The 15,881-nt window shown below is 54.1% G+C and carries 9 protein-coding genes and 3 pseudogenes; 3 read left to right on the forward strand and 9 right to left on the reverse strand.

Annotated features, from left to right (window positions below):
• The 4 genes and pseudogenes from CPT76_RS37755 to uvrB all read right to left on the reverse strand — a co-directional run.
• A pseudogene (locus CPT76_RS37755) lies at positions 1–454 on the reverse strand (trypsin-like peptidase domain-containing protein); the annotation flags it as partial.
• Between the two features lie 237 nt (positions 455–691).
• A complete protein-coding gene (locus CPT76_RS24715) occupies positions 692–901 on the reverse strand; it encodes a hypothetical protein (RefSeq protein WP_105444814.1) in 210 nt (69 codons plus the stop codon).
• Between the two features lie 774 nt (positions 902–1,675).
• Positions 1,676–4,536: pseudogene (gene uvrA, locus CPT76_RS24730) on the reverse strand (excinuclease ABC subunit UvrA).
• 100 nt (positions 4,537–4,636) lie between these two features.
• On the reverse strand, positions 4,637–6,628 hold the full coding sequence (gene uvrB / locus CPT76_RS24735) for an excinuclease ABC subunit UvrB (RefSeq protein WP_105444817.1): 1,992 nt from the start codon (positions 6,626–6,628) through the stop codon (positions 4,637–4,639).
• Between the two features lie 173 nt (positions 6,629–6,801).
• Between uvrB and CPT76_RS24740 the strand changes: the two genes are divergently transcribed.
• The gene (locus tag CPT76_RS24740; protein WP_076174523.1) at positions 6,802–7,599 is read left to right on the forward strand and encodes a flagellar motor protein; all 798 of its coding nucleotides are present in this window, start codon (positions 6,802–6,804) and stop codon (positions 7,597–7,599) included.
• Positions 7,583–8,380 carry an OmpA/MotB family protein gene (locus CPT76_RS24745; protein WP_105444818.1) on the forward strand — a complete coding sequence of 266 codons (798 nt, stop codon included), beginning with the start codon at positions 7,583–7,585 and terminating at the stop codon, positions 8,378–8,380. Before CPT76_RS24740 ends, CPT76_RS24745 begins: the two co-directional genes overlap by 17 nt.
• 124 nt (positions 8,381–8,504) lie before the next feature.
• Here the strand turns inward: CPT76_RS24745 and CPT76_RS24750 are convergent, their stop codons facing one another.
• Genes CPT76_RS24750 through ftsE form a run of 3 tightly spaced genes read right to left on the reverse strand, consistent with a single transcriptional unit; the run spans position 8,505 to position 11,897 of the window.
• Entirely contained in the window at positions 8,505–10,256 is a 1,752-nt protein-coding gene (locus tag CPT76_RS24750) for a coiled-coil domain-containing protein (protein ID WP_105444819.1), read from the reverse strand.
• Positions 10,257–10,309: 53 nt separating this feature from the next.
• Positions 10,310–11,221 carry a permease-like cell division protein FtsX gene (gene ftsX / locus CPT76_RS24755; protein ID WP_105444820.1) on the reverse strand — a complete coding sequence of 304 codons (912 nt, stop codon included), beginning with the start codon at positions 11,219–11,221 and terminating at the stop codon, positions 10,310–10,312.
• Positions 11,211–11,897 carry a cell division ATP-binding protein FtsE gene (gene ftsE / locus CPT76_RS24760; RefSeq protein WP_089550485.1) on the reverse strand — a complete coding sequence of 229 codons (687 nt, stop codon included), beginning with the start codon at positions 11,895–11,897 and terminating at the stop codon, positions 11,211–11,213. The genes ftsX and ftsE overlap by 11 nt, the downstream gene beginning before the upstream one ends.
• 213 nt (positions 11,898–12,110) lie before the next feature.
• Here ftsE and CPT76_RS24765 point away from each other — a divergent pair, with 213 nt between their 5' ends.
• Positions 12,111–13,676 (forward strand): VanW family protein, encoded by a 1,566-nt coding sequence (locus tag CPT76_RS24765; protein WP_258168780.1) that lies wholly within the window; start codon positions 12,111–12,113, stop codon positions 13,674–13,676.
• Between the two features lie 161 nt (positions 13,677–13,837).
• On the opposite strand, the gene CPT76_RS24775 is transcribed toward CPT76_RS24765, so the two are convergent.
• Both CPT76_RS24775 and CPT76_RS24780 read right to left on the reverse strand, forming a co-directional pair.
• Complete coding sequence (locus tag CPT76_RS24775) at positions 13,838–15,262, reverse strand: S41 family peptidase (protein ID WP_105444892.1); 1,425 nt, start codon at positions 15,260–15,262, stop codon at positions 13,838–13,840.
• 136 nt (positions 15,263–15,398) lie between these two features.
• Positions 15,399–15,881: pseudogene (locus tag CPT76_RS24780) on the reverse strand (M23 family metallopeptidase); the annotation flags it as partial.

Below are 15,881 nucleotides of genomic sequence, written 5' to 3' on the forward strand. Positions count from 1 at the left end.
TATCACTTGTTTCGTCTATGTATGAATCCACAATGCTATACGATTTGCCGTCGGATGTGACGACCAGCGTACCTTCCAGTCCGTTCACCACATGCGCGTTGGTAACGATCCAACCGTTGGACTTCACGATGACTCCTGTACCGTGCGCCAAATTGTAGCGGTTGGTCGCGCCTCCCGTCAGCGTCGTATCCGTCGAGCGGCCGATAATCCCTACAACCGAAGGCGATATGTCTTTGACGATTTGCGGGACCGGATCCGCTGCCACCTGGACGTTAACCTTCTTTGCTGTAGATGCGCTTGATGCTGCTGTTTTTGCCTTCTGCGCAGCTTGTCCCGCCTTGGATGCCGTTGTGGCCGTTTTGCCTGTGCTCTGTGCCTCGGCCGCCGCGCTTCCACTGACGAGCACTATCGTGCTGAGCAGCGTAATGACCCACTTTTTCCCCGTCGGTTTCATTCCCTCACCTGACCTTATCTTTATCTTGATCTGCAGATCTCCGGAGTCTATCCTTTCCCCTGAATCATAGCCTCAATGTATCACACAAACCGGGTGTGTACAATTGCTGGAAGCCCTATATTTAATAGGAAATTTCCACAGCCTGAATCCCAATGGCTTAAACAAAAAAAGACCCCTTGTCCGCCGGTTAGCGAAAGGTGTCTTCATTCGTCGCAATTTCGTTGGAGTAGTATCCGATTAGCTCATCCAGTTCTGGATCATAGCAAAGTCGGACGCTAAAAAGACCAGCAAGCAAATCACGCTGAATCCGATTGCAAATTTGTTCTTAACCGGTTGCTTCACCAGACGGATAACCCCGATCAGGATCAAAATCGTAAACAGGATCATGAATACGTCAAAGGTATTGAATTTGGATGCAGCCGATGCAGCAGCTTCTGCAAGCAACATGGTTGGACCTCCTCTTGTGGCTTCGCTCAATTTACATATCTCTCTACATGTTATCGTTCTGGGCGATGAGATGCAAGACTTCGGATGTAAAAAAATTGAAATTGTCATAAAATCGCCTTTTTCTGGTAATTGAGGCTGGTTGCCTCCGATCAATTACCATTTTCATGTGTAGAAATCCAATCCTTAATATTATTACCCCGGTTGGCTTCAATTTATGAAAAATGGCGCTTATATCCGAATGGCTCATGGATCCTGCTCAGTGACCATGGAAGTAGGGAAGGCGGATATATCATAAAGTATAAGGAATCCATATAAATGAAAATTGAAATGGATGATGGGGCAAGTACGTAAAATATTCCTACGATCCCTCTTGTTTTCGGATTTCTTGATTGTATTGAACCCACCTAAGGTTGAAATCCGAAAGCCAAGGTATATGCTTGCGATGTCAGCTTTCCTTTGGAAAGCTTGTAGAACGCTTCGCTTCTTCGGAATCATTTTACTCCCTTGCTGGGCATCGTATTCTTTGGTACAACTTACACAGAAGCTTCGAAGTTTATGCTTTCTTCATATAAGAAAAACGTCTTTCGACGTACCTTCAAAGAAGACAGACCGCGTCTAGCGGAAGTTTTTATTGCGAGATCAGGAAGCGGAGGCTCCGAAACGTATACTTTCTGATCTCTTCAAAAAAATCATGCCTCCCCCGCCATTCGCGGGTATGGAGACATGATCTGATCTAAAGCCTTTCGCGTAATCGTTCCATACCAGGCTTCGCTATTAGCTCGTCACTTTCAAAGCTTCGCTGCGCGCCGTGTCGCGCTCCAGGATCGGCTTCAGGTACTTGCCTGTGTACGACTGCTCGACCTTCACGATTTGCTCCGGCGTACCGGAGGCAATAATCGTTCCGCCGCCACTGCCGCCTTCAGGACCCAGGTCGATAATGTGATCGGCCGTCTTAATAACGTCCAGGTTGTGCTCAATGACGAGCACGGATTCCCCGGAATCAACCAGGCGATGAAGCACAGTCAGCAAACGGTCGATATCGTCGACATGCAGACCGGTCGTCGGCTCATCCAGAATGTAGAGCGTCTTGCCGGTGCTGCGCCGGTACAGCTCGGAGGCCAGTTTCACGCGCTGCGCCTCGCCGCCAGACAGCGTCGTGGCCGGTTGTCCCAAGGTGACATAGCCCAAGCCCACGTCGAGCAGCGTTTGCAGCTTGCGGTGGATTTTCGGAATGTTTTTGAAAAATTCCGTTGCGTGCTCAACCGTCATTTCAAGCACGTCGGCGATGCTCTTTTCCTTATACTTAACCTCCAGCGTTTCCCGGTTATAGCGTTTGCCTTTGCAGATTTCGCACGGCACGTAGACGTCCGGCAGGAAGTGCATCTCGATCTTAATGATGCCGTCCCCACGGCAGGCTTCGCATCGTCCGCCCTTCACGTTAAAGCTGAAGCGTCCCTTTTTATAACCGCGGATTTTGGCCTCGTTCGTCTGTGCGTAAATGTCACGGATATCATCAAACACACCGGTGTAGGTTGCCGGATTGGAACGCGGCGTGCGGCCGATCGGCGACTGGTCGATGTCGATGACTTTCTCCAGATGCTCGAGCCCACGAATTTCCTTGTGCTGGCCGGGTCTGACCTTGACCGCCTTATTGAGCTCCCTGGCAAGCGTTTTGTACAGGATCTCATTCACGAGCGTCGATTTGCCCGAACCGGAAACCCCCGTTACTGCCGTGAAGACACCCACAGGAATTTTGGCATTGATGTTCTTCAGGTTGTTCTCTTTCGCTCCGCGGATCTCCAGCCAGCGGTTATCCGGCTTACGGCGTTCCGTATTGACCGGAATGAACTTGCGTCCGCTCAGGTATTGGCCGGTCAAGGAATTCGGATCCTTCATGATTTCCTCCGGTGTGCCTTGAGCGATGACACGGCCGCCGTGAATACCCGCACCCGGACCGATATCGATGATATAGTCGGCGGCCATCATGGTGTCCTCGTCATGCTCTACGACGATGAGCGTATTGCCGATGTCCCTCATATGCTCCAGCGTAGAAATCAACCGATCGTTGTCCCGCTGGTGCAGACCGATGCTCGGCTCATCGAGAATGTAGAGCACGCCCATCAGGCTGGAGCCAATTTGCGTAGCCAGGCGGATTCGCTGGGCCTCTCCCCCGGAGAGTGTGCCCGCGGCCCGGCTCAGCGTCAGGTAATCGAGCCCGACATTCACGAGGAATCCGAGACGCGCGTTAATTTCCTTCAAGATCAAATTCGCAATCGAGCGTTCCTTCTCGGACAGCTCCAGCTGGTCAAACAGCTTCATCGCTTCGCCGATGGACAGGCTCGTCACATGCGCCATATTGTAGTCATTGACGGTTACGGCAAGCACTTCTTTCTTCAAACGGTGACCCTTGCAGACTTCGCACGGCTTCGCGCTCATGAAGTTTTCGATAAATTCGCGGATGCCCTCGGAAGCCGTTTCACGGTAGCGGCGCTCCAGGTTGGGAATGACGCCCTCAAATACCACAAATGCTTCTTTCCTCTGTCCGAAGTCATTTTCGTAACGGAAGCGGACCTTCTGATTACCCGTTCCGTACAGCAGCTTGTTCATGTCTTCTTCCTTCAGCTGGCTGACCGGAACATTCTGAGGAATGTTGTAATGCTCACATACCGATTTCAAAAATTGCGGATAATAGTTGGACGTACTGCCTGTCCACGCCAGAAAAGCGCCGTCATCGATCGATTTCTCCCGGTCCGGAATCAGCAGCTCAGGGTCAACGATCATCTTCACGCCAAGTCCATCGCATTCCGGACAGGCCCCGAACGGACTGTTAAACGAGAACATCCGCGGGGACAGCTCCTCAATGCTGAATCCGCAGATCGGGCAGGCGAAATTGGAGCTGAAGCGCAGCTCTTCCTGGCCCATAATATCGACCAGCAGCTGGCCTCCGGACAGCTTCAGCGCCGTCTCGATGGAGTCCGCCAGGCGCGCCTCCACACCTTCCTTAACGACGATCCGGTCGACAACGACCTCGATCGAGTGCTTCTGTTTTTCTCCAGTTCGATATTTTCGGAAAGATCGCGAAGCTCGCCGTCTACCCGTACGCGTACGAAGCCCTGCTTGGCCACGTCGGTAAACAAAGACTTGTGCTCGCCCTTCCGGCCGGAAATCATCGGTGCCAGCAGCTGCAGACGCGTCTTCTCCGGATACTGCATAATCCGGTCGACCATCTGTTCCACGGTCTGGGACGTGATTTCAATGCCGTGCTCCGGACAATGGGGATGGCCCACACGGGCAAACAGAAGCCGCAGGTAATCGTAAATCTCGGTTACCGTTCCGACGGTTGAGCGCGGGTTGCGGCTCGTCGTCTTCTGGTCAATCGATATGGCCGGAGACAGCCCGTCGATCGAGTCGACGTCCGGCTTCTCCATCTGCCCCAAAAACTGCCGCGCGTACGCGGACAGCGACTCCACATAACGGCGCTGCCCTTCCGCATAAATCGTGTCAAACGCCAAGGAAGATTTGCCCGAACCGCTCAGTCCGGTTAAAACAACGAATTTATCACGGGGAATCGTGATATCTATATTCTTCAAATTGTGGGCCCTTGCACCCTTAATGACGATATTCTCGCTGGCCAATGGTCGCTCATCTCCTTTGAAAGGATCTATTTATGGGATTTATCCACAAAGAGAACGACCAATACAAGCGGCCGTTCCCTTATCTTATCCATGTTCTTGTTTATTCCGCCTTCAGTTCCAGCAGGGCGTCACGCAGCTCGGCGGCGCGCTCGAACTGCAGGTTCTTCGCGGCATCCTTCATTTCCGCTTCCAGACGCTGAATCACCGACTGGCGCTCCTTCTTCGACATCTTGCCTCCGGTGCCGGTCAAATACTCCGCCTTCGACTCGGCCACCTTCGTCGCCTCGATGACGTCCCGCACCTTCTTGCGGATCGTCTGAGGCGTGATCCCGTGCTGTTCGTTATAGGCAATCTGCATTGTGCGGCGGCGCTGGGTTTCTTTGATCGCTTTGTCCATCGACTCTGTAATTTTGTCGCCATACATCAGAACAAAGCCCTCAGAGTTCCGGGCCGCGCGGCCGATCGTCTGAATGAGCGACCGTTCCGAGCGGAGGAAGCCTTCCTTGTCGGCATCCAGGATTGCAACCAGCGAAACTTCCGGAAGGTCAAGGCCCTCCCTCAGCAGGTTGATACCAATCAGCACATGGAACGTGCCCAAACGCAGGTCGCGCAAAATCGCCATCCGCTCCAGCGTCTTGATATCGGAGTGCAGATACCTGACCTTGATTCCGATCTCTTTCAGATAGTCGGTCAAATCCTCGGCCATCTTCTTGGTCAGCGTCGTCACGAGCACCCGCTCGTCGCGGTCGATCCGCTCCCGGATCTCCCCGATCAGATCGTCGATCTGCCCTTCGGTCGGGCGGACTTCGATTACCGGATCCAACAAACCTGTCGGACGGATGATCTGCTCAACCATTTCATTACAGTGCTCGATCTCGTACGGTCCCGGCGTCGCTGACACGTAGATAATTTGATTCACTTTACTCTCGAACTCTTCGAACGTCAACGGGCGGTTGTCCAGAGCCGACGGCAGACGGAATCCGTGTTCCACCAGCACCGTCTTGCGCGCCCGGTCCCCGTTGTACATCGCGCGGATCTGCGGCAGCGTCACATGGGACTCGTCGACGACGATCAGCATATCATCCGGAAAATAGTCCAGCAGCGTATATGGGGTTGCTCCCCGTTCCCGGAACGTTAACGGTCCGGAATAGTTCTCAATCCCCGAGCAGAAGCCGACTTCCTTCATCATCTCGATGTCGTAGCGCGTGCGCTGCTCCAGGCGCTGAGCCTCGAGCAGCTTGCCTTGGGAGCGAAGCTCTTCGAGCCGCTCTTCCAGCTCCCGCTCAATATTGACCAGCGCCACACGCATCGTCTCTTCCTTCGTTACGAAGTGAGACGCCGGGAAAATCGCGATATGATCGCGTTCACCGATCAGCTCGCCGGTCAGGACGTCGATCTCCGTAATCCGTTCGATCTCGTCCCCGAACAGCTCCACGCGGATCGCCTGTTCCCCTTTGGAAGCCGGGAAAATCTCAATGACGTCGCCGCGAACACGGAACGTCCCGCGCACGAAGTTGATGTCGTTGCGCTGGTATTGGATGTCCACCAGGCGCGACAAAATCTGATTGCGCGGCTTCTCCATGCCTACGCGCAGCGACAGCAGCATGCTGGAGTATTCCATCGGCGAACCCAAGCCGTAAATACACGAGACGCTTGCCACGATAATAACATCCCGCCGCTCGAACAGCGAGCTGGTCGCGGAGTGGCGCAGCTTATCGATCTCCTCGTTGATGCTCGAATCTTTCTCAATATACGTATCCGAAGAAGGGATGTACGCTTCCGGTTGATAGTAATCATAGTAACTCACAAAGTAATCGACGGAGTTGTTCGGAAAAAACTCCTTGAATTCGCTCGCCAGCTGGGCGGCAAGCGTCTTGTTATGCGCGATGACCAGCGTCGGCCGCTGCACCTTGGCGATGGTCTGCGCAATGGTAAAGGTCTTGCCGGTACCTGTCGCACCGAGCAGCGTCTGATGCTTCTTCCCCTGCTTCAGGCCTTCCACCAGCTCGGTAATGGCCTTCGGCTGGTCGCCCTGCGGTGTGTATTCCGACTCAAGCTCAAACGTCTTGGTACTGACGACAATATCGCTCATTGCCCAACATCACCCTTATCATCTAAAATAGATATTCTAAACTATATGTCGAGATTTCCCGATATAAGCTATAGGAAATCATTGTTGAAATAAGAATATTTGTTCCCGTCTATTATACTCTGATCAAGTGCCGTATGCAAACCCTAACTCATGAACAGGAGTGATAGCACAACATGGAAATCACAACAATACTGGGCATCCTGGCGGGACTTGCCGCGCTGGTAGGTGGCTTTTTATGGGAAGGAGGTCAGATTAATGGATTAATGCAGGCAGCGGCCGCCCTGATCGTATTCGGGGGAACTATTGCCGCTGTCGTTGTCAGTTACCCGCTTCACCGGCTCAAGACGATTCCCAAAGCGCTGCGCTTTGCCTTCAGCAAACCGGCCGAGGATACGAACCAGCTGATCGAAGACTTGGTTGGCATGGCTACAGCGGCCAGACGCAATGGGGTGCTCTCCCTTGAAAGAATGGCGATGGACCATCACAACTCGTTCCTTCGCGAAGGCATTCAGCTGGTCGTCGACGGAACGGAAGAATCCCAGATCAAACAGATTATGGAGCTCGAAATGGACGCTGTAGAGCAAAAGCATGAAAACTACGCCAAAATATTCGAGTCCGCGGGCGGCTACGCCCCGACCATGGGTATCATCGGTACCGTTATGGGGCTGATCCACGTTCTGGGCAGCTTGTCCGAGCCGACCGATCTCGGGCCGTCGATCGCAGTTGCTTTTACCGCTACGTTATACGGCGTGGCGAGCGCCAATATTATCTTTTTACCCATTGCGTCAAAAATTAAGTCCCGCAGCGCCGATGAAATTCAGCAATTGGAACTTTTGATGCAGGGCATTCTGGCGATTCAGAACGGCGAGCACCCCAACATGGTGCGCAAAAAGCTCGTTTCCTTCACACCGGTGGACAGCTATCATGCCCCTGCCGTGAAGGAGGAATTCATCGATGAGACAGCGGAATAGACGACAGGGCCGGAGGAAAAGCGAAGGAGACGGCGGCCGGGACCGGTGGCTGATCACCTATGCGGACCTGATCACGCTGCTCCTGATCTTTTTCGTCATGATGTTCGCGATGAGCCGGCTGGACGTTGAGAAGTACGAAGCGATCACACAATCCCTGCAGCATACGTTCAAAAGCGGAGATTCGATCCTCGAGAAGGGATCCGGCATCACCGGCCAGGCGGACAAAAATACGCATCGAAATCCCGACACGGCCAAAAAACCGCAGAACAGCGGTTCTCAGGAACTGACCGAACGGGAGCTTGCCTTCCGCAAGCAGGAGCAGGAGCTCCAGAACCTGATGCAGGTTATTTCGCAGTATGTGAAGGATAACCGGCTGGAGGACCAGATATTTGTGGCGGATGAGCCCCAAGGTATCTCCATTACGCTGAGCGACCAATTTATGTTCGATGTCGGCAAAGCGGACCTAAAGCCCGGCTCGGCACCGGTGCTGGACAAGCTAGCCAGCCTGTTTAAGAATCTGAGCACGGTGATCAGCATTGAGGGTCACACCGACAATCTGCCGATCGTGCATGCTTCAAATTACAAGGACAATTGGGAGCTGTCCGGAGCGCGGGCGCTGTCGGTCCTGCGGTTTTTCCTCGATCAAAAGTATCTGAACCCGGACGAGTTCCAGTACGCCGGATACGGCGACACGCGTCCTGTCGGGGATAATGGCACCGAAGCCGGAAGGCAGAAAAACCGCCGGGTGGAGATCATCGTCCTCCGCCAGCTGCAGGAATAATCCGTAACCTCCTGCTTTGCCGGCAAACCACCCGGTTAGCCCTTTCATAAGCAAAAAAAAGCGTGGAAGCATCAGAGCTCCCACGCTTTTTGCGTTCTTACCTTACATGTCGGCTTCCCGCGCATCATGCGATGCAGGGGTGGACGACTTGCTGCGGGCATGAATTTTCATGCCGATCAGCTGAAACAGATTGACCGGCTTCAGCACCAGCGCCACACCGGCATCCGGGTCCGGAGCCAGGATAACGCCCAGCTGGTGATGATCCCCGTCGTAGATCGCCCGCTGCAGGAACATGGACAAACACCGGGCTCCGGTGCTGCTCCTCATACCGGCTGTACCACGCCAGCCCTTCATGAAGCACAAAGGCGATCAAGGCCGCCACAAGGGCGAGCGGGCTCCACCAAGCCGACAGGATGCTAAAAGCCAGCAGTACGACGCCATAGATAAGGAGGCGTTTGAACGTCCGATCGGCCTTCACCTGCGGAAGCAGGCTCTGCGTCATTTCGCTGAAGCCGATCACCACCGGCAGCGCCATCATGCTGAAGCCGCCGCTCCATCCGTCTCCGCCAAATAAAGGCGTCCAAGGCAGAACGGTATCCGAAGCTCCCGGAATCAGCAGAAACAGAGGAATCGGCCAGAATACCTGCATCTGATATCCTCCAACGAGCTTGCCTCGCTTCCCTTCAATAAAGAGCGGATTAGCGAAGGATGCTCCCTGCAGGCGGATAAGCAGAGCCTCAGCCAAGTGCAGCACCGCGACCAGGGCAAGCAGGGCAGGAATATCCAGACCCGCTACCGTATCTTTCACCGTTTTCAGGAGCCCGTCCGGACTCCAGGAAAACAGCCCCACAACAAACTGAATCACGCCCAAGATCCCGATGGCATAGGCAAAGCATAAATACCTTACCCGGAACAGCAGCAGCACGATGGCTACCACCCAAATGCAGATCACCGCTTCCGTAGTCAGCGAAATTCCCAAAAACGCAGCTGCCACCGAGACGCCGATCCCCGCTGCCGCTGCTGCTGCAGCCGCTCTCTTCGCAGCAGCCGCCTTGGCTGCCGCCGCCCTTCTCGCCGCTTCTTCGGCCTTCAGCTTGTTCTTCTCCTGCTCCAGGGAAGCACGCTTGCTGACGAGCGTGACGAGCAGCTGATCCTGCTCTTCACTGGTGTCGTCGGATTCTTCAATCTTCTGGTCGTACTGTGCGATCAGAATCTGCTTCTGCCGCTCGTTTTCAGCCAGAATGGCCTTCTGGTCTTCCATCTGGGCATACAAATCCTTGGCTTTGGCGTAATCCGACTCCAGTTCCTTTTTCTTAGCCAGCACCAGCGCCTTATCCTTCTTGTGCTGTTCCAGCAAGTCCTTGTCCTGGTCTACGAATTCCTTAAGAGCGTCTGCCCGCTCCAGGAAATCGGAGAAGCTGGTCGATGAGAGCAGCACCTCCAAATAGGATACGTTGCCGTCGGTATACATAAGGCGTACCCGGGACTCCAGCATTTTCTCCCGCGACTGGATCCGCTCCTCGGCGGCATCCAGCTCGGCTGCGGTCTGATGGAGCTTGTCCTGCGTGTCGTCAATTTGAACCGTCAATTTGGTCATCGTGTTGCTCACCGTACTAATCTGGTTCATAACGTACTGCAGGTTTTGGGTCGTTTTATTTTTGTAATGCTGCGCTTCCTGCTTCTGGGCTTCCGCCTTGCTCTTTTGCTGCTTGGCGGTCTTCGCCTGCTGCTGCAGCACTCTCAGTTCATGGTCGATATCATCGACCGTTTTTTTCTTTGCCAGACCTTCCGAAGGCTGAAATACAGCCGCTGCGATCATAACTACAGCCAAACATGTGGCGATCTTTTTCAACTTGCGTTCCCCGTCCTTTTCCAAAAGTTTCTCCTGTATAACCAAGACTCTCCGTCAGCTGCTTATCGTTCTTGTTCTTATACCTTCAAAAATTTGCGAATAGATAGGGTCGTTCCCCACATGCCGATCAGCACGCCGAGGACAATCAGTAATCCTCCCCACTGCCACAGCTGGCTCAGCGGGAGAAGTGACATCTGGAGCGTAAAATCCGAGCCGATGGAGGCGGCCAGCCGGTCATAACCGACGAACAGCAGCGCCACCGTGATGACGGACCCGATCAGTCCGATCAAGGTGCCCTCCACGAAGAACGGCCAGCGGATAAAATAATTCGTCGCCCCAACCAGCTTCATAATGCTGATTTCCCGGCGGCGGGCAAGAATCGTGACGCGAATGGTGTTGGAGATCAGGAACATCGACATGACGGCGAGGCCGGCCACGAAAATAAACCCGATGTTGCGCACCAGGCGCGTCACTTTAAACAGCGTTTCGATTGTGCCTTTGCCGTACTTCACTTTCATGATCGGCTGCTCCGTATGGCTCGTGTTCAGCGCCTCGATCTTCTGAGCGACGAACGGAACCGTCGTCGGCTCGATCACCTCGACCATAATCGTGTCCGGCAGCGGGTTGTTATCCTTGCTGAAGCCTTCCAGCAGGTCCTTCCCCTCGTCTCCCATACTGTTGCGGAAATCGGCGAGGCCCTGCTCCTTGGAAATAAACTGCACCTTGCTGACCTCCGGCATCGCGGAGATTTCGTTCTGCACCTTCTCGCGCAGCTTCTGGTCGACGTTCAGGTTGAGATAAGCGCGGATCTGCACTTGTTTATCGGCCTTGTCGGCCAAAGCGTTGACATTGAGCACCAAGATGATAAATACCCCGAGCACGAACAGGGATACCACGATGGAGGTAACGGAGGCTACGGTCATCCACCCGTTGCGGAAGATGCTGTTAAAACCGACCCGCAAATGCCGCAGAAAGGTGTTAAAAGTCATACCCGTATTCCCCTCTCTGCTGGTCGCGTACAATGTTGCCGTGCTCGATCGCGATGACGCGCTTGCGCATCGTGTTCACGATCTCCTTGTTGTGGGTGGCCATGACGATGGTCGTTCCGCGGAAATTGATCTCATCAAGCAGCTGCATGATGCCCCATGAAGTTTCGGGGTCCAGGTTGCCTGTAGGCTCGTCCGCAATAATGACCGCCGGGTTATTCACAATGGCTCTGGCGATCGCGATCCGCTGCTGCTCTCCCCCGGACAGCTGCGCCGGAAGGCGGGTGGCTTTGGACTTCAGTCCAACCAGATCCAGCACCTCCATCACGCGCTTTTTCATCTGCCGCTTCGGCGCTTCGATGACTTCCATGGCAAAAGCCACGTTTTCATATGCCGAAAGCGTCGGAAGAAGGCGGAAATCCTGAAAAATGACGCCGATATTCCGGCGCACATACGGAATTTTCCGCTGCTTCAGCTTGCCGATATTAAAACCGTTCACAGAGATTTGTCCTTTGGTCGGCACTTCTTCTCTATAAATAAGCTTCATGAATGTCGATTTGCCTGCGCCGGACGGTCCGACGACGTATACGAATTCGTTGCGGTCGATCTTGACCGATACGCCTTGCAATGCATGAGTTCCATTCTGGTAGGTCTTCCATACGTCCTGCATTTCAATCACTTCGTTCATCACTTCCTAATTACATAATCAGCCATTATAAATTCGACACATTCCAGCTAATTCCTTTAAAAAAGCGTAGGAATCATCACGATGTGTTTCATTGTAACAAAATTGTTACCTTTTGAGTACCCGAAATTTTTCCACTTTGCCTACATATATATGGAAAGACAGCATCAATCACGATGAAGAGGAAGCGAAAGAGGTGGGAACCCTATGAAAAAAATTCATTTGAGCCTGATCATTATCGCCAGCATCCTGCTGATCGGTTCCGTCACCGCCGGGTGGGTACATCTTTATATCGGACAAAACACCCTTCCGGATAAGATCCAGGTTGCCGGCTACCCGCTCGGAGGAAAAAATTCAGATGAGGCGCTTAAGCTGCTGGACGCCCGTCTCAGACAGATGGAGAGCATTCCCTTGACGCTGTCCGTGGCCGCCAAAGGCATTCCGGATGCCCAGCTGACGCTGAAGGAAGCCGGCGTTTCGTTTGAAGCGGACGCCTTTAAAGAGGCGGTTGCGAAGCTGCATGAAGGAAGCTGGCTGGACCAGCTGAAATACCGCTGGCATTTTCAGACGGACTGGAACATCGTGCCCCACTGGGACATTTCCGTGCTGAAGGAGAAATTTACACCGGAGTGGGAGCAGGAGCACTTTGGCCTTCCGGTGGAAGCCACACGGCGGATCTCAGGGAAAGACGAGGTCGTGTACACGCCGGAGGTTTCGGTCTCGCGGATTGACTGGAACACGCTCAAGGAGCAGATGACAGCGCTGATTCCGAAGGACTTCGCCCTGATTGCCGGCGGTAAAAAGCCCAAGCTCAGCCTGGACCTCCCCCTGTACCGGATGGTGCCGAACGTCACGATCGGCAGCCTTAAGGAAGAAGGAATCGAGCGAAAAATCATCGAGTTCTCCACCGGGCTCGGTTCGAGCGGGCCGGGAAGGGTATACAATGTCGATTCCGCCGCCAAGGCGGTGAACGGCATGGTGCTGAAGCCGGGTGACGTGTTTGACTACAGCAAGGTCATTGCCAAGGCGGAGGAAAAATACGGGTTCCAGGAGGCGCCGGTCATCCTGAACGGGAAGCTGGTTCCCGGAGTAGGCGGAGGCATCTGCCAGGTTTCCAGCACAGTGTACAATGCGGCGGTCCGGACCGGGCTTGAAATCGTCGAGCGGCGCAACCATTCCCTGCCGGTCAGCTACTTGCCGAAAGGGCAGGACGCCACGTTTGCCGAAGGCTCGATCAACTTCCGATTCCGGAACAATACCGGGAAGTCGCTGCTGATTCAGGCCGAAGTCAAGGATCGGAATCTGATCGTCAAATTTTTTGGCACTTTCCCGAAAAATGTCACCTATGACCTCATGTCCCGCACAGTTGAAACTCTCCCGGTCACTGAGAAGTTCGTGCAGAATCCGACCCTTCCGGTCGGTGGCCAGGAGATCCTGCAGAGCGGCAAACCCGGCTACGTCGTCGAGACCTATCAAATCAAGAAGGTGGACGGCAAGGAGGTATCGCGCAAACGTATTTCCCGTGATACGTACCGCCCGCAAAACCGGCTGATCGCGGTCCATACAGAAGATTCGGGAGAGGGCAGCCCTGCACCGGGGTCCGAAGAGCAGATCGTTGAGGACGGCGTAAGCGGGCCGAACTTGGCCACCAGTCCGCCCCAAAAGGTCCGCCAAGTCTGCAGCCCCCAGCTGTGCAGCCGGACGGAGAACAGCTTTCTCTCCAGCAGTACCTGCCTACGGTACACAAGTGCCATCAAAATGATCGAAATATAATAAAACGGCTGCGTCAGCAGCTGTAACAAAGCATCCCCCAACTTCCACAGCAGTTCCAATGCGACATCCAATCCGTCACCACGCTCCTTTACCATGACATTTACGCATATCCAGGACAGACATCAGACGCAAGAAAAAAAGAAGGCTAAAGATCAGCCTTCTTAACGATTCGACGCGGCAGCGGCAATTTCCTTCCGCACCTCGTCGATCCCGCGGTTCAATTGATTATCGTATTTCGGATCGCGGATGTGCTCGATCAGCGCGTTCTCGAGTGCTTCCGCCGTCTTCGCGTCAATGACGCCGTTCGCGCTCATCTTCGCGCTTCTTTGGAACGACTTGACGGCCGCCGCGGTTTTCTCATCGAAGAATCCGTCTTTGCGCCCAGGCTTGAAGCCAAGTCCGTCCAGCATGATCTGCGCACTCTTCACGTCAGTGTTATTCATGTTGTATTCCAGCGATTTGTCCTTGTTGATCGGAGCCACCGAGAAGTAATCCGGCTGATCCACCGCAATGTCAGGCTTGATCCCCTTCTTGTGGATCCAGCTGCTGTTTGGCGTCAGCCATTTCGCGATCGTAATCTTGAGCAGGCTGCCGTCGCCCATTTGCTTGTCGAAGCTCGTCTGTACGGTTCCTTTGCCAAAGGAGTTTTCACCGATCAGCTTCGCTCCGGCCGATTGCTGCAAGGCACCTGCCAGAATTTCGGATGCGCTGGCGCTTCCCTTGTTCATCAGGAGGGCGACCGGATAGTCTTTGCCCGTTCCCTTGGACTCGCTCTTCTCGCGCTTCTTGTTCTTGTCTTCAACCTGAACGATCAGCTTGCCTTTCGGCACGAATTGCTCGGCGATATCGATCACGACGGACAGCACGCCGCCGGGATTGTTCCGGACATCGATGACGAGGCCCTTCATGCCTTCGCTCTCGAGCTTCGCCAGTTCTTCCTTGAATCGATCGCCCGTGTTCAGGGAGAACTGGGTAATTTCAATCACGCCTACCTTACCCGGTTCCATGTGGGCATTGACGGTCTCCAGATCGACATCGTCGCGCACGATGGTGTACTGAAGCGGCGTCGATACGCCGCTGCGGCGGACCGTCAACTTCGCCTCGCTGCCTTTCGGACCGCGGATTTTCGAAACCGCATCGTTCAGCTCAAGCCCGCTCAGCGATTCTCCGTTCACCGTCAGGATGATATCTTTGGCGCGGAGTCCTGCCTTTTCCGCAGGCGATCCCTTGATCGGAGACACGATGACGACATTGCCGTCTTCCGAGGACACTTCGGCACCGATGCCACTGAACGAGCCCTCGATGCTCTCCTCAAATTCCTGTGCCGTTTGCTTACCCATATAAGTCGAGTACGGATCTTCCAGCGATTCCATCATGCCGTTGATGGCACCGTCCACCAGTTTGCTCCGGTCCACATCCTCATAATAATTGCCTTGGATGAGATCCAGAGCCGTACCGATTTTCTTCGCTTCATCCTGCTTCAAGCCGCCGCTGACCACGCTCGCTAGCACGCCCTGGCCCGTTGAGGCCTGATTCGCAAAGCTTGCGCTTGTTAACACGAGGGTCAGTACGCTTCCCAACAGCATACCTACGACGACCAACAATGCGACCGTACGTTTCTTCAAAGTAAGTTTCACCGCCTTTTATTTTCCGGCCGAACCTCTTATGACCAGACTTAACCATCCTAGTATATGTTCGGCTTGTACGGAATATTTATACGGTCTACAGATACGGCATCGGGTCCACAGGCGTTCCATTCTGACGGACTTCAAAATGAAGGTGAGGCCCCGTGACTTGTCCCGTTGCGCCGGATTCTGCAATTACCTGACCGCGGCTGACATGCTCGCCTACCTTTACTTTAATACCGCCTTCACGTATATGTCCATAGAGGGTCCACATTCCGTCCCCATGATCGATGATGACACAGTACCCGTAACCGCTCCACCATTCAGCCAGCGTGACGGTTCCCGTTTCAGCGGCGTGGATTGGCGTTCCCTGCGGAACCGCAAGGTCCACCCCTTTATGCATCTTGCCGACTTCACCCGTAACTGGATGGACTCTTCGGCCGAAAGACGAAGAAATGCGGGCTCCGCTAACCGGCATATACAGCGGTCCGCCGCTGCCCGAGAAGCCGCCGAGCTTTCAACCGTCGTTGTCGCGCTCTTCTCTTGGCCNCTGCCGCTGCTGCTGCAGCCGCTCTCTTCG

Source organism: Paenibacillus sp. AR247, assembly GCF_002968895.1.
GTDB lineage: Bacteria > Bacillota > Bacilli > Paenibacillales > Paenibacillaceae > Paenibacillus_AQ > Paenibacillus_AQ favisporus.